19 protein-coding genes are annotated in these 18,838 nt (G+C 57.2%); 13 read left to right on the forward strand and 6 right to left on the reverse strand.

Annotated elements, in window-relative coordinates; translation table 11 throughout:
• Positions 1–62: 62 nt before the first annotated feature.
• Complete coding sequence (hrpB, locus tag GVJ63_RS07095) at positions 63–2,546, reverse strand: ATP-dependent helicase HrpB (RefSeq protein ID WP_159226627.1); 2,484 nt, start codon at positions 2,544–2,546, stop codon at positions 63–65.
• Between the two features lie 36 nt (positions 2,547–2,582).
• Here hrpB and thpR point away from each other — a divergent pair, with 36 nt between their 5' ends.
• The 9 genes from thpR (at position 2,583) to panD (ending at position 9,640) form a co-directional block, all read left to right on the forward strand.
• The gene (thpR, locus tag GVJ63_RS07100; RefSeq protein ID WP_010671851.1) at positions 2,583–3,140 is read left to right on the forward strand and encodes an RNA 2',3'-cyclic phosphodiesterase; all 558 of its coding nucleotides are present in this window, start codon (positions 2,583–2,585) and stop codon (positions 3,138–3,140) included.
• A complete protein-coding gene (gene sfsA, locus GVJ63_RS07105) occupies positions 3,118–3,822 on the forward strand; it encodes a DNA/RNA nuclease SfsA (RefSeq protein WP_050679564.1) in 705 nt (234 codons plus the stop codon). The genes thpR and sfsA overlap by 23 nt, the downstream gene beginning before the upstream one ends.
• A 247-nt stretch (positions 3,823–4,069) precedes the next feature.
• On the forward strand, positions 4,070–4,525 hold the full coding sequence (dksA, locus tag GVJ63_RS07110; RefSeq protein ID WP_010254035.1) for an RNA polymerase-binding protein DksA: 456 nt from the start codon (positions 4,070–4,072) through the stop codon (positions 4,523–4,525).
• A 73-nt stretch (positions 4,526–4,598) separates the two neighbouring features.
• Positions 4,599–5,477 carry a tRNA glutamyl-Q(34) synthetase GluQRS gene (gene gluQRS / locus GVJ63_RS07115; RefSeq protein ID WP_010254032.1) on the forward strand — a complete coding sequence of 293 codons (879 nt, stop codon included), beginning with the start codon at positions 4,599–4,601 and terminating at the stop codon, positions 5,475–5,477.
• An 86-nt stretch (positions 5,478–5,563) separates the two neighbouring features.
• On the forward strand, positions 5,564–6,982 hold the full coding sequence (gene pcnB / locus GVJ63_RS07120) for a polynucleotide adenylyltransferase PcnB (protein WP_203583884.1): 1,419 nt from the start codon (positions 5,564–5,566) through the stop codon (positions 6,980–6,982).
• Positions 6,979–7,464, forward strand: coding sequence for a 2-amino-4-hydroxy-6-hydroxymethyldihydropteridine diphosphokinase (gene folK, locus GVJ63_RS07125; protein ID WP_159226628.1), 486 nt, complete (start codon positions 6,979–6,981; stop codon positions 7,462–7,464). Before pcnB ends, folK begins: the two co-directional genes overlap by 4 nt.
• Before the next feature lie 83 nt (positions 7,465–7,547).
• Positions 7,548–8,342, forward strand: coding sequence for a 3-methyl-2-oxobutanoate hydroxymethyltransferase (gene panB, locus GVJ63_RS07130; protein ID WP_010254026.1), 795 nt, complete (start codon positions 7,548–7,550; stop codon positions 8,340–8,342).
• Positions 8,343–8,357: 15 nt separating this feature from the next.
• A complete protein-coding gene (gene panC, locus GVJ63_RS07135; protein WP_022625439.1) occupies positions 8,358–9,212 on the forward strand; it encodes a pantoate--beta-alanine ligase in 855 nt (284 codons plus the stop codon).
• A 47-nt stretch (positions 9,213–9,259) separates the two neighbouring features.
• On the forward strand, positions 9,260–9,640 hold the full coding sequence (panD, locus tag GVJ63_RS07140; protein WP_010254022.1) for an aspartate 1-decarboxylase: 381 nt from the start codon (positions 9,260–9,262) through the stop codon (positions 9,638–9,640).
• A gap of 65 nt (positions 9,641–9,705) precedes the next feature.
• On the opposite strand, the gene GVJ63_RS07145 is transcribed toward panD, so the two are convergent.
• The 3 genes from GVJ63_RS07145 to GVJ63_RS07155 all read right to left on the reverse strand — a co-directional run bounded on the left by GVJ63_RS07145 (position 9,706) and on the right by GVJ63_RS07155 (position 12,840).
• Positions 9,706–10,719: an acyltransferase family protein gene (locus tag GVJ63_RS07145; RefSeq protein ID WP_010671846.1), complete on the reverse strand. Its 1,014-nt coding sequence runs from the start codon at positions 10,717–10,719 to the stop codon at positions 9,706–9,708.
• A 424-nt stretch (positions 10,720–11,143) separates the two neighbouring features.
• Positions 11,144–11,914 carry an ABC transporter permease gene (locus GVJ63_RS07150; protein ID WP_010254018.1) on the reverse strand — a complete coding sequence of 257 codons (771 nt, stop codon included), beginning with the start codon at positions 11,912–11,914 and terminating at the stop codon, positions 11,144–11,146.
• Positions 11,911–12,840, reverse strand: a complete 930-nt coding sequence (locus GVJ63_RS07155; protein ID WP_010254017.1) for an ABC transporter ATP-binding protein — start codon at positions 12,838–12,840, stop codon at positions 11,911–11,913. The genes GVJ63_RS07150 and GVJ63_RS07155 overlap by 4 nt, the downstream gene beginning before the upstream one ends.
• 108 nt (positions 12,841–12,948) lie before the next feature.
• Between GVJ63_RS07155 and can the strand changes: the two genes are divergently transcribed.
• Positions 12,949–13,605, forward strand: coding sequence for a carbonate dehydratase (can, locus tag GVJ63_RS07160; RefSeq protein WP_029519477.1), 657 nt, complete (start codon positions 12,949–12,951; stop codon positions 13,603–13,605).
• Between the two features lie 80 nt (positions 13,606–13,685).
• Here the strand turns inward: can and hpt are convergent, their stop codons facing one another.
• A complete protein-coding gene (gene hpt / locus GVJ63_RS07165; protein WP_010254010.1) occupies positions 13,686–14,222 on the reverse strand; it encodes a hypoxanthine phosphoribosyltransferase in 537 nt (178 codons plus the stop codon).
• Positions 14,223–14,457: 235 nt separating this feature from the next.
• On the opposite strand from hpt, the gene GVJ63_RS07170 reads away from it, so the two are divergent.
• Entirely contained in the window at positions 14,458–15,741 is a 1,284-nt protein-coding gene (locus GVJ63_RS07170) for a cystathionine gamma-synthase family protein (protein WP_022625436.1), read from the forward strand.
• On the opposite strand, the gene cueO is transcribed toward GVJ63_RS07170, so the two are convergent.
• The gene (gene cueO, locus GVJ63_RS07175; RefSeq protein ID WP_159226629.1) at positions 15,742–17,337 is read right to left on the reverse strand and encodes a multicopper oxidase CueO; all 1,596 of its coding nucleotides are present in this window, start codon (positions 17,335–17,337) and stop codon (positions 15,742–15,744) included. It abuts the gene before it with no gap.
• A 182-nt stretch (positions 17,338–17,519) separates the two neighbouring features.
• Between cueO and GVJ63_RS07180 the strand changes: the two genes are divergently transcribed.
• The gene (locus tag GVJ63_RS07180) at positions 17,520–17,867 is read left to right on the forward strand and encodes a YacC family pilotin-like protein (protein ID WP_003854673.1); all 348 of its coding nucleotides are present in this window, start codon (positions 17,520–17,522) and stop codon (positions 17,865–17,867) included.
• 102 nt (positions 17,868–17,969) lie between these two features.
• A complete protein-coding gene (speE, locus tag GVJ63_RS07185; protein WP_010253980.1) occupies positions 17,970–18,833 on the forward strand; it encodes a polyamine aminopropyltransferase in 864 nt (287 codons plus the stop codon).
• The last annotated feature ends 5 nt before the right edge of the window (positions 18,834–18,838 follow it).

Consider the following 18,838-nt stretch of genomic DNA (forward strand, 5'->3'; position numbering starts at 1 on the left):
GCTACTCTAACTGCTTTCTCGCGTGCCGCATGGCAGAACCCTCTGAATTCGATCCAGCGGACTCAACCCTGCGGGGACATTTTTTTGGTTCGCCTTGTTGGCAAGGCGGTGGCCGGATCCTCGGGCCAGGGATGTTTAGGATAACGTCCCTTCATCTCTTTCCTGACCTCCGGCCAGGCACCGCGCCAGAACGCCGCCAGATCGCGGGTGATCTGCAACGGGCGCTGGGCGGGCGATAACAGCTCCAGCACCAGCGGAATACGTCCTTCCGCTACGGTGGGATTCTGCGCTTCGCCAAACATCTCCTGAATCCTTACCGCCAGCGCGGGCGGCTTCTCCGCATCGTAGCGGATTGGCAGCCGGCTTCCGGTGGGCACAGTGTAATGAGTTGGCAGCACAGTATCCAGCCGCTGACGCTGTGACCATGTGAGTAAATGTAAGAGTGCCGTGGTCAGGTTCACCGCCTGCAGGCTGCGGAGATCGCGTACCGCTGACATCTGCGGCAACAGCCACTGCGACAGGCTCTCAAGCAGGGTTTCATCGTCGGTCACGGGCCAGCTCTCTTCCGGCAGCCACCGGGCCGCACACTGGATGCGCAGGCGCAGCTGTTCGGCCTCCGGCGTCCAGCCCAGTACCGACAGACCTTTTTCGGCGATCCAGCGCAGCATGGCCGCGTGCAGCACCTCCGGTTCCGGGCGCGCCATCGGCTGGGTTTTCAGTATCAGCGCGCCAATCTGCTCACGTCTGAAAGCACGCAGCGTGCCTTTCTCTTCGTCCCACTCTACTTCGGTCCGGCGCTCAATCAGGGCGGGCTGCTGCTGGCACAGCGTTTCAATATCGACCGGCAGTGCCAGCAACATCCGGGCATCCGGTGTGGCACTGCCCTGCAACAGAGCAGGCGCAATCAGCCATTCATTACGCGTCAGGCCATCCTGCTCATCGAGTCTGGCGCCCAGCCCGTTGGCCAGCTGATAGCGACCACTCTGATCGCGTCGCCGCGCCAGCCGATCGCCAAAGCCCACCGCCAGCAATCCGGCGAAACGATCTTCATCGATGCGCCCGCCACGGATTTTAAGCCGCTGCTGCCACTGCTGCGCCCGCCGCTGCCATTGCGCCTGCGGCCGATGCAGCGCATCACGCAGGTCGGCGCTGCCGCTGCGGGGAGGATCTTCCAGAATCGCCACCAGCAGCGCGGCGCTGGCGACCGCATCCGGCTCATCGCCTGCGGCACACAGTATGGCGGCGAGTCGGGGATCGCATCCCAGCTGCGCCATGCGCCGTCCCAGCGTGTTGAGCAGGCCGTTGTTGTCCAGTGCTCCCAGTCGGGTCAGCTGCTGCTGCGCCGCATCCAGATTTCTGGCGGGCGGCAGATCCAGCCACTGCAGCTGTTGCGGCTGGGTACAGCCCCACTGCAGCAGATCCAGCCACAGTGACGAGAGATCGCTGTTAACGATTTCCGGTTCGCTCTGCGCCGCCGCTCGTGATGCCTGCTCCTGCGGCACCAGATGCAGGCAGAGTCCCGGCATCAGTCGCCCGGCGCGACCCGCTCGCTGGATCATCGATGCCTGGCTGATTCGCTGGGTCTGCAGACGCGTCACGCCGCTGCGGGCGTCAAACAGAGCGCTGCGTTCCAGCGCACTGTCGACCACCAGCCGAATCCCCTCAATGGTCAGGCTGGTTTCGGCGATATTGGTGGCAAGCACCACTTTGCGGCGGCCGTCGGCGGCAGGCAGAATTGCCCGGCGCTGCGCCGCCAGCGGCAGTGCGCCATAGAGCGGCGTCAGATCAACGTCGTCACTGATGCGTGATTCCAGCTCGCGCTTCACCCGTTCGATCTCCGCCACACCCGGCAGAAACAGCAGCAGCGAACCGCTCTCATCCCGCAGCAGCTGGGCGACTTCACGCGCGACCGCCTCTTCAAAACGCACATTCTGATTCAGTGACGCGTAACGCCGCTCAACCGGATAGCTGCGCCCTTCTGAGACGATCAGTGGCGCATCCGGCAGCAGCGCCGCCAGCCGGGCGTTGTCCAGCGTGGCGGACATCAGCATGATTTTAAGGTCGTCGCGCAGCCCCTGCTGTACATCAAGCAGCAGCGCCAGCGCCAGATCGGCCTGCAGGCTGCGCTCGTGAAATTCATCGAGGATCACCAGCGACACGCCTTCCAGCATCGGGTCGTGCTGAAGCATGCGCGTGAGCATGCCTTCGGTCACCACTTCCAGCCGGGTCTGCGGCCCGACGCAGCTTTCGCCACGCATCCGGAATCCCACCGTGCCACCCGGCTGCTCGCCGAGTTGCTCCGCCAGCCGCTGCGCCACATTACGCGCCGCCAGCCGACGTGGCTCCAGCATGATGATCCGTCCTGGCAGCGCCGCCTGCTGTAACAACTGCAGCGGCAGCCAGGTCGATTTGCCCGCGCCGGTTGGTGCAGCCAGCAGGATTTGTGGGGCGTCACTCAGCGCCGCCAGGATGTCAGGCAGCACCGCGCTGACCGGTAAATCGCTCACAGCAAACTCCGCTTCTGCCTGTGCTAAGATGGCGCGCATTGTAGCATCCATCCGTGATATTTGCCGGAGAGCGCCATGGCGACACAACGCTTATTTTTTGCCATCAGCCTGCCTGACGAGATGCAGCAAGAGCTGGTGCGCTGGCGGGCCGATACCTTTCCTGCGGAGGCGGGCCAGCCGGTGGTCGCGGCGAATCTGCACCTGACGCTGGCGTTTCTGGGTGAAGTTGCGCCGGAAACCTCACAGCGCCTGCAGACGCTGGCCTCCCGTATTGTGCAGCCCGGTTTTGATCTCGACCTTGATGATGCCGGACACTGGCCGCGCCCCGGCGTGGTCTGGCTCGGCTGCCAGCGCGCGCCACGCGGTCTGTTGCAGCTCGCCAGCCTGCTGCGGGCCCAGGCCGCCCGGCATGGCTGTTACCAGAGCCCCCAGCCGTTTCATCCGCACATCACGCTGTTACGCCACGCCACGCAGCCGGTGACGTTACCGCCGCGCGGCTTTCACTGGCGTTTTCGCGTCTCTACCTTTTCTCTGTTCGCCTCTGAATATGCCCGGGGCCGCACCCGCTATCGCGCCCTGGCTAGCTGGCCATTACATTCTCAGGATCCACATGCACTTCTCTCCGCCCCTTAAACCCGCCCGTCTGATTGCCCGTTACAAACGTTTTTTGGCCGATGTGGTGACGCCAGAGGGCGACGTTCTGACGATTCACTGCGCCAATACCGGCGCCATGACCGGCTGCGCCACGCCGGGCGATCGGGTCTGGTATTCGACGTCCGATAGCCTGACGCGCAAATACCCCCACAGCTGGGAGCTGACCGAAACGCAACAGGGCCACTGGATCTGCGTGAATACGCTGCGCGCCAACCAACTGGTGGCTGAGGCGCTGAAGCAGGAACGGCTGCCGGCGCTGGCCGGTTATACGCATCGTCAGGCGGAAGTGAGATATGGCACTGAAAAAAGCAGAATTGATTTCCTGCTCAAAGCAGAGGCCCGGCGCAACTGCTATATTGAGGTGAAATCCGTAACCCTTCTACATGAAGGAAAAGGGTATTTTCCGGATGCGGTGACGATTCGAGGACAGAAACACCTGCGTGAACTGGCAACAGTTGCGGCAGAGGGTCATCGGGCCGTTTTGTTGTTTGCCGTTTTGCACTCGGGGATTGAGGACGTTTCCCCGGCACGGCACATTGATGTGGCGTATGCAGAACAACTGGCTCAGGCGCAGCAGGAGGGCGTAGAGGTTTTAGCGTATCAGGCAGACTTATCGGCGGAGGGAATGTTTCTTAAATCGCCGATCAACGTAACCTTGTAATATCTTTTGCAATTTTATGTGTTAAGAATGTTCTGAGCTAAGGGCCAATTACGCTGTTCCTCACAGGCTTGTCAAGGTGTGTTCATGAAGAATTGCCAACCCTGACTGCTTCTGTTATTTATAGCGGCCTGTTTTTTTCCCCAATGGGGGATCGATGTACCCCGCAGACGTCAAATGCAGGCTGGCAGCAAGGCCCCTGCGAGACGAAATTCGAAGGGTATAGTGCGTGTTATCCAGGAGAAGCAACATGCAAGAAGGTCAAAACCGTAAAACATCGTCCCTGAGTATTCTCTCTATTGCTGGCGTCGAACCTTATCAGGTGAAGCCTGGCGAAGAGTATATGAATGATGCGCAGCTGACCCATTTTCGCAAGATTCTGGAAGCCTGGCGTAATCAATTACGGGACGAAGTCGATCGTACCGTTTCTCATATGCAGGATGAAGCCGCTAACTTCCCGGACCCGGTTGACCGTGCCGCGCAGGAAGAGGAGTTCAGCCTGGAGCTGCGTAACCGCGATCGCGAACGTAAACTGATCAAAAAGATCGAGAAGACGCTGAAGAAAGTTGAAGATGACGACTTCGGCTATTGCGATTCCTGTGGCGTTGAGATTGGTATCCGCCGTCTCGAAGCCCGTCCTACTGCCGATCTCTGCATCGACTGTAAGACGTTAGCAGAAATTCGTGAGAAACAAATGGCCGGCTGATGCCGCGTCCAGCCTGTTACCACGCAGTGGAACAACTGCTGTTTTGTCCGCTGCGTGGTCACTTCTGAAACCTATGTCATCCTCCTGTATCGGTCGCTTCGCCCCTTCTCCCTCTGGTGAACTCCACTTCGGATCGCTGATTGCTGCCCTGGGCAGTTACCTGAGCGCGCGTGCGCAAAACGGCGTCTGGCGGGTGAGGATTGAAGATATCGATCCGCCACGGGAAGTGCCGGGTGCCGCCAGCCGTATCCTGCATCAGCTGGAGCACTACGGTTTAGAGTGGGATGGCGAGGTTCTGTGGCAGTCACAACGTCATGAGGCCTACCGTGACGCGCTGGCCTGGCTGCAGCAGCATCGTCAGAGCTATTACTGCACCTGCCCCCGGCGTCGCATTCAGCAGATTGGCGGTTTCTATGATGGTTACTGCCGTGAACGGCAACGCGGACCGGAGAATGCCGCGCTGCGTTTACGCCAGCATGCGCCGGTCTTTGCGTTTGACGATCGTCTGCGTGGCCGTGTGGAGGCGGACAGGCGTCTGGCACAGGAAGATTTTATTATTCACCGCCGTGATGGCCTGTTTGCCTATAACCTGGCGGTCGTTGTCGATGATCATTTTCAGGGCATTACCGAAGTGGTTCGCGGCGCAGATTTGATTGAGCCGACGGTGCGACAGATTGCGCTCTGCCAGCAATTTGGCTGGCCGGTGCCTGACTGGCTGCATCTGCCGCTGGCGCTTAACCACGATGGTCATAAGTTGTCGAAGCAGAATCATGCACCTGCGCTGCCGGATGGCGATGCCAGACCCCTGTTGGTGGCGGCGTTACGCTTCCTCGGACAGCCGGTTTCAGGCGGCTGGCAGGACTTAACGCAGGACAAACTGCTGTCTGATGCGGTGTCGCAGTGGAATATCGCTTTGATGCCGCAAGAGAACGCCCTGAAACCGGATGCATAGACAACAGCATTCTCAAACGGTTCTCAACAGGCTATGATTAGCCGCTGATTTTACCTACACCCTAATTGCCACTGTCGAGGTGTCCCATTTTTACCCGAGTAGCTAATTTTTGCCGGAAAGTCCTGAAGCGTGATGAAGAGGAAGCCCCAGCAGAGGTTGAACCAGAGCGTCTGATGACCATCATTCCTCGTGAAAGCCATACCATCTCACGTAAAGACATCAGCGAAAATGCCCTCAAAGTGCTCTATCGCCTGAACAAAGCCGGTTATGAAGCCTATCTGGTAGGCGGTGGCGTGCGCGATTTGCTACTGGGGCAAAAACCCAAAGATTTCGACGTGACCACCAATGCCACGCCTGAGCAGATGCGTAAGTTGTTCCGCAACTGTCGCCTGGTTGGCCGTCGTTTCCGTCTGGCGCACGTGATGTTTGGCCCTGAAGTGATCGAAGTCGCCACCTTCCGTGGACATCATCAGGCGGAAGAGCCGGAAGAGGATCGCAACAGCTCGCAGCGTGCCCAGAGCGGTATGCTGCTGCGCGACAACATCTTCGGCTCAATCGAAGATGATGCCCAGCGACGCGATCTCACCATCAACAGCCTCTACTACAGCGTGGCTGATTTCAGCGTGCGTGACTATGTCGGCGGCATCAGCGATCTCGAACAGGGCATCATTCGCCTGATTGGCGATCCGGAAACCCGCTACCGCGAAGATCCGGTCCGCATGCTGCGCGTCGCGCGCTTTGCTGCCAAACTCAATATGAGCATTGCGCCGGAAACCGCCGAGCCGATCCCACGTCTGGCCTCGCTGTTGCGTGATATTCCGCCTGCTCGCCTGTTTGAAGAGTCGCTGAAGATGTTGCAGGCTGGCTACGGCTACAGCACATATCTCAAGCTGTGTGAATATCAGCTGTTCCAGCCACTGTTCCCGACGCTGGCGCGCAACTTCACCGAAAACAGCGACAGTCACATGGAGCGGATGCTGGCGCAGGTGCTGAAAAACACCGATAACCGCATTCACAACGACATGCGCGTTAACCCGGCGTTCCTGTTTGCCGCGATGTTCTGGTATCCGCAGCTTGAAACGGCAGAACGCATTGCGCAGGAGAGTGGCCTGACCTACTTCGAAGCTTTTGCGATGGCGATGAATGATACGCTGGACGAAGCCTGCCGTGCGCTGGCGATTCCGAAACGTATTACGTCGCTAATTCGCGATATCTGGCTGCTGCAGTTACGCATGTCCCGCCGTCACGGTAAACGCGCCTGGAAACTGATGGAGCATCCGAAATTCCGCGCCGCTTACGATCTGCTGGCGCTGCGGGCGGAAGTGGAAAATAACCCGGAGCTGCTGCGCCTGAGCCAGTGGTGGGGTGAATTCCAGGTGGCTGCGCCGCCGCATCAGAAAAACATGCTCAATAACCTGGGTGACGATCCGGTGCCGCGTAATAAATCGCGTCGTCCGCGCCGCCGTCCTTCCGCACCGCGTCGTGACAACCAGAACGTCTCATGACACGGGTTTACCTCGCGTTAGGCAGTAACCTGGCCGATCCGCTGCATCAGGTTGATGCAGCGCTGACCGCACTGGATGCGTTGCCGCAGACGCAACGCATCGCTACCTCGCCGTTCTACCGCACGCCGCCTTATGGCCCGCCCGATCAGCCCGATTTTCTCAATGCCGCCGTGGCGCTGGAGACCGATCTCAGTGCAGAAGCGCTGCTTGACCATACCCAGCGGATCGAGCAGGAGCATGGCCGGGTGCGCAAGGCAGAACGCTGGGGTCCGCGCACGCTGGATATCGATCTGATGCTGTTTGGCGAGGCGCACATCAACACGGAGCGGCTGATCGTGCCGCACTATGATCTGCTGAATCGCGCGTTTATGCTGGTGCCCCTGCTGGCGATTGCGCCAGACGCCCGCCTGCCCGACGGTCGCGCACTCAGCACAATCCTGGCTAACCTCGACAGTAGCAGCATCGTGCTGTGGCACGGCTGAGCAGACAAACGCACATCTCTGATTCCGCTCTTTCACGCTATCCAGTAAACTGCGCCCATCAGAATTCCTGAGTTGAGAGCGCCATGAAACCCACCACGATTTCACATCTGCGTCAGGCGAAAGCCAGCGGTAAAAAATTCGCGACCCTGACCGCCTACGATTTCAGTTTTGCCCGCTTGTTTGCCGATGAAGGCATTCAGGTGCTGCTGGTTGGTGATTCTTTAGGGATGACGGTGCAGGGGCATGATTCCACCCTGCCGGTCACGGTCAGCGACATCGCCTATCACACCGCCGCCGTGCGCCGTGGCGCACCACAGGCACTGCTGCTCGCCGACCTGCCGTTTATGAGTTATGCCACGCCACAGCAGACCTTTGACAACGCCGCGCAGCTGATGCGTGCCGGTGCTAACATGGTGAAGCTGGAAGGCGGCAGCTGGCTGGCTGAGACCGTGCAGATGCTGACCGAGCGGGCCGTTCCGGTATGTGGTCATCTGGGCCTGACACCGCAGTCGGTCAATATCTTTGGCGGCTATAAAGTACAGGGCCGGGATGAAGCCGGTGCAGAGCAGTTGCTGGCCGATGCGCTGGCGCTGGAAGCCGCAGGTGCACAGCTGATGGTGCTGGAGTGTGTGCCGGTGTCGGTAGCGCAGCGGATTACCGACGCGCTCACCATCCCGGTGATCGGTATCGGTGCCGGCAATGTCACCGATGGTCAGATTCTGGTGATGCATGACGCGCTGGGCGTGACCGGCGGCCACATTCCCAAATTTGCCAAAAATTTCCTGGCGGAGACCGGCGATGTTCGCGCGGCGATTCGCCACTATATCGCCGAAGTCGAGGCCGGAACCTATCCGGCGGCAGAGCACAGTTTCCAGTAATCCAGGAGAGTCACCGTGTTGATCATTGAAACGCTGCTGATGCTGCGCCAGGAAGTCCGACGCTGGCGCCAGCAGGGTAAACGCATTGCGCTGGTGCCGACCATGGGCAACCTGCATGAAGGTCACCTGACGCTGGTGGATGAAGCACGGGCGCGCGGCGACATCGTGATTGTCTCGATCTTTGTCAATCCGATGCAGTTCGATCGCGCCGATGATTTAGCGCGCTACCCGCGCACGCTGCAGGAAGATTGTGAAAAGCTGAATCGCCACCAGGTTGACGTGGTCTTCGCCCCCTCACCTGCTGAAGTCTATCCGCAGGGCGCGCAGAATCAGACCTTTGTTGAGGTGCCGGTGCTCTCTTCCCTGCTGGAAGGGGCCACACGTCCAGGTCATTTTCGCGGTGTGGCCACTATCGTCAGCAAACTGTTTAATCTGGTACAGCCCGATATTGCCTGTTTCGGTGAAAAGGATTTTCAGCAGCTGGCTATCATTCGTAAGATGGTGGCCGATATGGGCTTCGACATTGAGATTGTTGGTGTGCCTACGGTGCGCGCTAAAGATGGCCTGGCGCTGAGTTCGCGCAACGGCTACCTGACGGCAGATGAGCGTAAGCTGGCACCGGTCCTGAGCCAGGTGATGCATCAGATGGCGACGCAGCTGGAGAATGGCGAGCGTCATGTTGACGAGATCATTGAGGCAGCCAGTGAGGCACTGCTGGCGCAGGGATTGCGTCCTGATGGCCTGGCGATCTGTGATGCGGAAACGCTGCAACCGCTGACGGTGGACAGCCAGCGCGCGGTGGTGCTGATGGCCGCCTGGCTGGGCAAGGCCCGCCTGATTGATAATCAAACCGTTGACCTGACGCAGTAATTCATCCCGCTGCAGGTTATTTTATTTCTCTGACAAGGTTTCTGGCTATGATTCGCACAGTTCTGCAAGGCAAATTGCACCGCGTGAAGGTGACGCAGGCGGACCTCAATTATGAAGGTTCCTGCGCTATCGATCAGGATTTCCTGGATGCTTCCGGCATTCTGCAATATGAAGCGATCGATATTTATAACGTCACCAACGGTCAGCGCTTTTCCACCTACGCTATCGCGGCTGAGCGTGGCTCGAAAATCATCTCGGTCAACGGTGCGGCCGCCCGCTGCGCCTGCGAAGGCGATATTTTAATTATCTGCTCCTATGTGCAGGTAGACGATGCCGAGGCGCGTCAGTGGCAGCCTAAGGTCGCCTATTTTGAAGGTGACAACCAGATGAAGCGTCTGGCGAAAGCGCTGCCGGTGCAGATCGCCTGATTAAAACCTGATTAAAAAAGGGCCGCCGGTAAAACGGGCGGCCCTTTTTATTTCTGCTGCAGTAATTAAACCGGTTTGGTTGTCATCGGCTTCGATGACTTTTTCATCGTAAAGAGGAAATTAAACCAGCCGCGTTTTCTCATCAGACATAATGTCCACGGTAACGCCAGCGCCACCAGGAACGCCGAAATAAACTTCAGGTCATTTACCCAGGCTGACGGGCTTTCAAACTTCACAATCTTACTGAAGAACTGAATCGCCAGATAATGCGACAGATAGAAGACGATAGAATTGACGCCTATGTAGTAGACCAGTTCAGACTTCAGTTTCAGCGCAATCCAGACAAAGAACGGAACCGATAATAGTGCCAGCGGTGACAATAACGCCTGGGAATGACGCTCCAGCACAAAGATATTCAGGCAGGAGAGCAGCACAAAACTAATTACTGAGATAAACAGCGTCGGGCCATGCTGCACTTTCTCCGCGATATCCACCTGCTTCCTCACGACGTAATCGCCGAGATAGAAGAATACAAACAGATAAAGCGATTTATTGATGTGGGTATTGTCGAAGCTGGCAAACACCCCATCCGCCTCAATCGCTGGCAGCGCCCAGCTCAGCGTCATACAGATGGCAAACACCAGCAGGAACGGCAAGTGACGGGCAAAGATAATCACAATAAAGAAGATAAAAAGCGAATGCAGGAACCAGGTCATATCACCGCCACCGGTCAGGTGGGAGAGAATAATATTCATCGGTGATTGCGGCGTATTAGCCATCGAGCTGAACAGGATTTTCAACCCGCCGTAGACGGCAACCCAGACCACAAATGGATAGAGAATACTGCGCACCTTGTTATTAAAAAAAGGACCCAGGCCTTTTCTTAACCCGGCATCGACAAATAAACCCGAAACAAAGAACATCAGCCCCAGCCTTACCGGTGCCAGCATCTCATTTAACAGGCCGCTGAAGGCGGTAAAGTGTCCGGCGTTATTATGTACGGCAATAGTGCTGTGCAAAAAAATGATTGCGAGAATACTCAATCCCCGCAGATTATCGATCCACGTTATACGATTCATCTTTTCCTGCCTTTGATTAAAAACTGGCCCTGATTCGGTTGCCATTTTTCTTATTAAGAAGACTCTTAGCCTACTCATTCGTCCCTGAGCAGAGGAATAACCTTATTCCGGCGCTATTCTGATAATTCATAATCAAATAAACAACAGCCAGACTTTAAGGCTATTCTTAAAAAATATTTAATAGTTAAGAATCATTCAGATAGCGAAAGATGTCAGAGTATTATCAGATAATACTTAGGGTTATTTTTTGTGAGCAAGGGTGTAAGCGAGGCGTCGGGCGGCTTCAGAGACAAAATATAACGAATGAGGCGGGTTTTAAGGTGATTTTTAAGGCCAGGCAGAACCGTAGTCAGCGTGATTTGCTCTCCACCCAAAAAAAAGCCACGCCCTTATCGCAGCGTGGCCCTTACCATTCAGCTTAACGTCAGGTGCGTAATCCGCGCCCGCGCTGTATCAGCGCATAGACCAGCCAGTAGAACACCAGAATAAAGGCCACCAGCACCGAGAGGGTAAACACCAGCGGCACATCATTAATGCCGAGGAAGCCATAACGGAATCCGCTAATCATATAAACGATTGGATTGAGTTTAGAGACAGCCTGCCAGATCGGCGGCAGCAAACTCAGTGAATAGAATACGCCGCCCAGATAAGTCAGTGGCGTCAGCACAAAGGTCGGGATCAGGCTGATATCGTCAAAGGTGCGCGCAAAGACAGCGTTCAGCAGACCTGCCAGTGAAAACAGAATCGCGGTCAGCAGCAGCGTGACCGCCACCATCGTCCAGGAATGCACGTGGAACGGCACAAAGAACAGCGAGATGGCCGTCACCAGAATACCCACGCAGACACCACGCGCCACGCCGCCGCCAACATAGCCGGCAATGATGATGTGGGTCGGCACCGGCGCGACCAGCAGCTCTTCAATGTTGCGCTGGAACTTGGCGCTGAAGAACGACGACGCCACGTTGGCATAGGCGTTAGTGATGACCGCCATCATGATCAATCCCGGCACGATGAACTGCATATAGCTGAAGCCGTGCATTTCACCGATGCGCGACCCGATCAGGTTGCCAAAAATGATGAAATAGAGCGTCATGGTGATGACCGGCGGCACCAGCGTCTGGATCCAGATGCGGGCGAAACGGTTAACCTCTTTGGCCCAGATGCTTTTCAGCGCCACCCAGTAGAGATGTGTCATGCTTTTGCTCCTGTTTTTCCCTGCGTCGTCAGACCCACAAACAGCTCTTCAAGACGGTTGGCTTTATTGCGCATACTCAGCACCTGCACACCCTGCGCGCTAAGCTGGCTGAAGACGCTGTTGAGCCCCTGCTCACGCAGCACTTCCACTTCGAGCGTTGAGGTATCGGTCAGCCGGTACTGGAACCCTTCCAGCGTGGGCAGCGGACTGCGGGGTGCCAGATCCAGGATAAAGGTTTCTGATTTGAGCTTGGAGAGCAGCCCTTTCATTGAGGTGTTCTCCACCAGCTCACCGCTCTGGATGATGCCGATGTTGCGGCACAGCATCTCCGCCTCTTCCAGATAGTGGGTAGTGAGAATAATGGTCGTGCCTTTGGCATTGAGATCTTTCAGGAACACCCACATTGAGCGTCGCAGTTCGATATCCACGCCAGCGGTGGGTTCATCCAGAATCAGCAGCTTAGGCTCATGCATCAGCGCACGGGCGATCATCAGGCGACGCTTCATCCCGCCGGAAAGCATGCGTGCACGTTCAGCGCGTTTTCCCCACAGATCGAGCTGCTTCAGATACTTTTCTGCCCGCTCATTGGCTTCACGACGCTCAACGCCGTAGTAACCCGCCTGATTAACAACGATTTGCATCACCGTCTCAAACGGGTTGAAGTTAAACTCCTGCGGCACCAGGCCGAGCTGGCGCTTGGCATTCACCACATCTTTTTCGAGATCGTAGCCAAACACCCGCACGCTGCCCTCGGATTTGTTAACCAGCGAACTGATAATTCCGATGGTGGTCGATTTACCGGCACCGTTTGGCCCCAGCAGCGCATAAAAGTCACCCGCTTCAACGTTAAGATCGATGCCCTTCAGCGCCTGCACGCCGCCGGGATAGGTCTTGGTCAGCCGGGAAAGTTCCAGTGCATAAGTCATTCTGCATCCATACCCTGTTTTGATGGCATTGCAATGCCGTTTAAATTTATCAGGCCCTGTCATATAGTACGCGCGCGCACTCTGCGCAGTAACCGGTCGCTCAACACCATGACAGACATCAACACCCTGATCAGAAACAACCGCGAATGGTCAAAATTACTGGTTGAAGAAGATCCCAGCTTTTTTGAGCGGCTCGCCCAGGCACAAAAACCGCGCTTCCTGTGGATTGGCTGTTCTGACAGCCGTGTTCCTGCCGAACGTCTGACCGGACTGGAACCCGGCGAACTCTTTGTTCACCGCAACGTGGCCAATCTGGTGATCCACACCGACCTGAACTGTCTGTCCGTGGTGCAGTACGCTATCGAAGTGCTGGAAGTGGAACACGTTATCGTCTGCGGCCATTACGGCTGCGGCGGCGTGCAGGCGGCGATGGATAACCCGGAACTGGGATTAATCGACAACTGGCTGCTGCACATCCGCGACCTCTGGTACAAGCATAGCGTGTTGCTGGGGGAACTCCCGCCGGATAAGCGCCTGGACAAACTGTGCGAAATCAACGTTATTGAACAAGTCTATAACCTGGGGCACTCCACCGTACTGCAATCTGCCTGGAAACGCGGAAAGGATGTCTCCCTGCACGGCTGGGTATACGGCATTCAGGACGGCTGTCTGCGTAACCTTGATGTGACGGCAAACAGCCGGGAGATCCTCGAACAGCGCTACCGCCACGGCATTGCTAATCTGCGGAAGAACGGCGAGGCCTGAGCCGATCGCAGCGTAAAGCGCGGCATAGCCTACACCAGGCAACAGGTGCAGGCCTTGGAAGAATGTGCGGTAGAGCGGTATCAGGATTCCAGCGGCACCACTTTGCCAATATAAGGCAGATGGCGATAGTGCTGAGCATAGTCGATACCAAAGCCCACCACGAACTCATCCGGAATCGCAAAGCCGACATATTCGACGTTCACTTCGACTTCACGGCGCTCTGGCTTATCCAGCAGCGTACAGATCGCCAGGGATTTTGGCTGACGCAGTTGCAGAATCTCACGCACTTTGCTCAGGGTGTTGCCGGAGTCGATGATATCTTCGACGATTAGCACATCCTTGCCACGAATGTCTTCATCCAGATCTTTCAGGATTTTCACATCACGCGTGCTGGACATCCCGCTGCCGTAACTGGAAGCCGTCATAAAGTCGACTTCATGCGGCACATCGATGGCGCGACAGAGATCAGCCATGAACATAAAGGAGCCGCGCAGCAGCCCCACCAGCACCATATCGCTGCCGCTGTCGCGGTAGTGGTCGTTAATCTCTTTGCCCAGTTCAGCGATGCGCGTGGCGATTGCCTGTTCAGGGATCATCACTTCAACAGTGTGTTTCATTGCGTTCAGCCCGGTTACGTCAGAAAAGCCCCGGAGTCTATCACAGACGCAGCAGCGACGGCTGCGCGGCCCCATAAGCAAACGATTACGTCGCGAAAATTATTACCCGCCGCCTGCGGCTCGCTGAAATGCGCATTACCTTAGAACATTCTGGCATTTACCAGCATGATTCGCTGCATGGTAGCCTTTATCCAACAGATCGTTACCCTACTCGCGCCGCTGGCCGGAGATCACAATGACTTCATCTTCAAGCAAAAAAACGCATATCGGCGACAGGCCGCTGCACCCTGAAACCCAGATGCTGAACTATGGCTATGATCCCCGCCTCTCTGAGGGTGCGGTGAAGCCGCCGGTGTTTCTGACATCAACCTTTGTCTTTGACAGCGCCGAAGAGGGACGGGATTTCTTTGATTACGTCTCTGGCCGACGTGAGCCGCCGGAAGGCAAATCGGGTGGGCTGGTCTATTCCCGCTTTAACCACCCTAACAGCGAAATTGTAGAAGATCGGCTGGCGGTCTATGAGCAGGCGGAGAGCTGTTCGCTCTTCTCTTCCGGTATGGCCGCCATCTCCACTGCCCTGCTGACGTTTGCCCGTCCGGGCGAGGTGATCCTGCATTCCCAGCCGCTGTATGGCGGCACCGAAACCCTGCTTAGCAAGACGCTGCACAATCTGGACATCAAAGCGGTGGGTTTCAGCGACGGCAATGATGAAGTCAAAGTGCGTGAAGCCGCTCAGCAGGCGATGGCCCAGGGCCGGGTAGCGGTGATCCTGATTGAAACGCCAGCGAATCCCACCAACAGCCTGGTCAATATCCGTCTGATGGCGCGTATCGCTGATGAGATTGATCAGCAGCAGGGTTCACGACCGATTATCGCCTGTGACAACACGCTGCTCGGCCCGCTGTTCCAGCAGCCGCTAACGCTGGGCGCTGACCTGTCACTCTACTCGCTGACCAAGTATGTTGGCGGTCACTCTGACCTGATTGCAGGCGCGGCGATGGGCAGTAAAGCGCTGATGGCGAAAGTGCGCGCCCTGCGCAGCGCAATCGGCACGCAGCTGGATCCACACTCCAGCTGGATGCTCAGCCGCTCGCTGGAAACGCTGTCGCTACGCATGGAGAAAGCCTGGCAGAATGCGGAAGCGGTCGCGGCGTTTCTGCGCGATCACCCGAAAGTGGCGAAGCTGCACTGGCTGCCCTATCTGGATGCGGAGAGCGCCGAAGGGAAAACTTATCGCGAGCAGTGCAGCGGTGCCGGTTCAACCTTCTCATTTGATATCGTCGGCGATCAGCCCGCTGCGTTCCGTTTTCTTAATGCGCTGTCGCTGTTTAAGCAGGCGGTAAGCCTGGGCGGGACCGAGTCGCTGGCCAGCCATCCTGGCAGCACCACCCACTCCGGCGTGCCGCAGGCGGTGCGTCAGCGTATTGGGATCACTGACGCCACGGTGCGGCTGTCGATTGGCATCGAAAACGCCGGCGACCTGATTGAAGATGTGAAGCTGGCGCTGGATCAGGCGTAATCAACTGACGGTAAAGCCCAGCATCATGCCGGTGTCTTCATGCTCCAGCAGATGGCAGTGGGCCATGTAAGCGTGTTCTGCGGCGGCGACATAGTTGAAGCGTACCAGCACTTCACTGCGCCAGCCGTCGACATTCACCATATCCTTCCAGCCCTGCCGGTGCGGGGCTGGCGGTTTGCCGTTTTCTGAAAGAATACGGAACTGGGTGCCGTGAATGTGGAACGGGTGCAGCATCGCATCGCCTTCACCTGAAATCGTCCACTTCTCGTAATCACCCAGCTTCACCGCAAACGACGGCTTCGTCATATCAAAGGCCTGGCCATTAATCTTATTGCCGTTGCGGAAATCGTAACCGGCGGGCGGCGTATTGCCGTGCATGCTGTGATCCATGCTTGCCATATTTTCCATTGGTGGCATCGGCTCGGCAGCCGTTTTTTCCGGCATCGTGTGATGACCGCCCTTGCCCATCGCTTTCTCGCCGTAGCGCTGCATCAGCGCCTGCATGCCCTGCTGGTCCAGCTGCGGGTCCATCATCAGCTGCAGCCAGCGTGTCGTCAGGCCGTCGGTTGAGGGTAGCGCTGGCAGCGTCGCCAGCTGATCCGGCAGCGTGGCGCTGGCCATCACCCGCAGCGGCAGGATCTGCACCAGCGGCAGCGGCTGGTCAAAGGGCGGCAGCGTCATGCCCATCTGCTCTGTCGGCAGCGTCACCAGATCGAAGCTCTTACCGTCAGAAGTATCGATCATCACCTCAAAACGCTCGCCCGGCAGGATCGGCAGCGAGTCGAGCTTTACCGGCTCGGCCAGCAGGCCACCATCGCTGGCGATCACGTAGAGAGGACGTTTATCACTGGCGGCAATATGCAGCGAACGGGCATTGCAGCCGTTGAGCAGGCGCAGACGCAGCCAGCCGCGCGGCACCGCATGCTGCGGATAGTGCATGCCGTTGGTCAGCATCATGTCGCCAAACCAGCCTACCGCGGCGCGCATCACGTCGAGCTGATAATCAATGCGGCTGCCATCTTTGGTCAGTTGCTTATCCTGAAAAATCAGCGGCACATCATCCACACCCCACTGCGAGGGCAAACGCAGCGTTCCGCTCTCTTTATCTTCCAGCAGGATCAGTCCCGCCAGCCCCTGAGCCACCTGATGCCCGGTCTTGCCATGCAGATGCGGGTGATACCAGCAGGTTGCAGCGGGCTGATCGGGCGTAAAAGAGACCTGACGCGAGCCGCCAGGCGCAATCACTGCCTGCGGGCCGCCATCCACTGCGCCGGGGATTTCCAGCCCGTGCCAGTGCAGAGTGGTCGCTTCGCTGAGCCGGTTATGGATGTTCACCGTCACCGGTTTACCACTCTGCATCTTCAGCACCGGCCCCAGCAGGCTGCCGTTATAGCCCCAGGTCGGCACCGCGTTGCCGTTCCACTGGGTGGTACCCTGCATCGCGGTGAGGCTGTAGCTGCCCCTGGCATCGGGTTCCAGCAGAGACGGAATCGGCAGCAGCGGACGGGTGGCTGCCATCAGCGAACGGCTCCAGAGCGGTAATGCTCCGGCTGCACTCAGTGCGGCAGTGAGTTTCAGGAAATGGCGACGTTGCATGGTGATCATCCTTGTGGCATCAGAGCGCACAGCCTAAACCCTGACCTTATGGGAAGGTCAAGTCCTGACCGTGCGAATCTGACGAAAAAAAGGCGGTGCAGCGGCCCACAGCGGCAAATTAATCGAAAACCTGAGAGCAACTGTGCTAACGTCATTAGCAATATCCATTGAAGAGAACGACTATGAAGCAAAGTATCAGGATCCTGCTGCTGACGGGACTCCTTGGCTTCTCCTCCACCAGTTTTGCCCTGAGCGAATCCGAAGCGGAAGATCTGGCCGATCTCACGGCGGTTTTCGTCTATCTGAAAAATGATTGTGGCTATCAGGATTTACCGGACGCGCAGATTCGCAAAGCGCTGGTCTTTTTTGCTCAGCAGAACCGCTGGGATTTAAGCAACTACAGCAACTACAACATGAAAGCGCTGGGTGAAGATAGCTATCGCGATCTCAGCGGCATCGCCATCACCAACGACAAAAAGTGCAAGTCACTGGCCCGCGATTCGCTGAGCCTGCTGGCCTACGTCAGGTAACGATTCTTCCCTCTGCAGCCGGACATTGACCGTGCAACCACGGTCAGTGTTAGCTATCATATGCCGCCCATCTTCATGGCGATGTCATCAGAGGAGAGCACCATGGCCCACAATGAAACGTGGTATGAAACCCTTCATGCCGGTTTTGGCCAGTATTTCACGGTCGATAAAGAGCTGTACCGTGAGAAGACTGCGCATCAGGATTTAATCATTTTCGAAAATGCCGCGATGGGCCGCGTAATGGCGCTGGACGGCGTCGTTCAGACCACCGAACGCGACGAATTTATCTACCATGAAATGATGACCCACGTTCCGCTGCTGGCGCACGGCGCGGCGAAGAGCGTTCTGATTATCGGTGGCGGTGACGGCGCAATGCTGCGTGAAGTGTCACGTCATCCCGGGATCGAAAAGATTACCATGGTGGAGATCGATGCGGGCGTGGTGACCTTTTGCCGCCAGTATCTGCCGAACCACAGCGCGGGTGCCTATGACGATCCGCGCTTTACGCTGGTGATTGATGACGGGGTGAACTTCGTTAATCAGACGCAGGAAAAGTTTGATGTCATTATCTCCGACTGCACCGATCCGATTGGTCCGGGCGAGAGTCTGTTTACCTCGGAATTTTATGCCGGGTGCAAAGCGGCCCTTAATGAAAATGGCATCTTTGTGGCGCAGAATGGCGTCTGCTTCCTGCAGCAGGATGAGGCCGTTAACAGCCATCGCAAGCTGGGACATTACTTTGCGGACGTCAGTTTCTATCAGGCGGCGATTCCGACCTACTACGGCGGCATTATGACCTTTGCCTGGGCGAGTGATAATCCGGCGCTGCGCCAGCTCGACACCGCGACTTTAAAGGCGCGTTTCGAGGCCGCTGGCCTGACCTGCCGTTATTACACGCCAGCAATCCATACCGGCAGCTTTGCCCTGCCGCAATATCTGTTGAATGCGTTATCCGCCGCGTGCTGATAGTG

It is taken from the genome of Pantoea sp. 18059 (assembly GCF_902706165.1).
Taxonomy (GTDB): domain Bacteria; phylum Pseudomonadota; class Gammaproteobacteria; order Enterobacterales; family Enterobacteriaceae; genus Pantoea; species Pantoea agglomerans.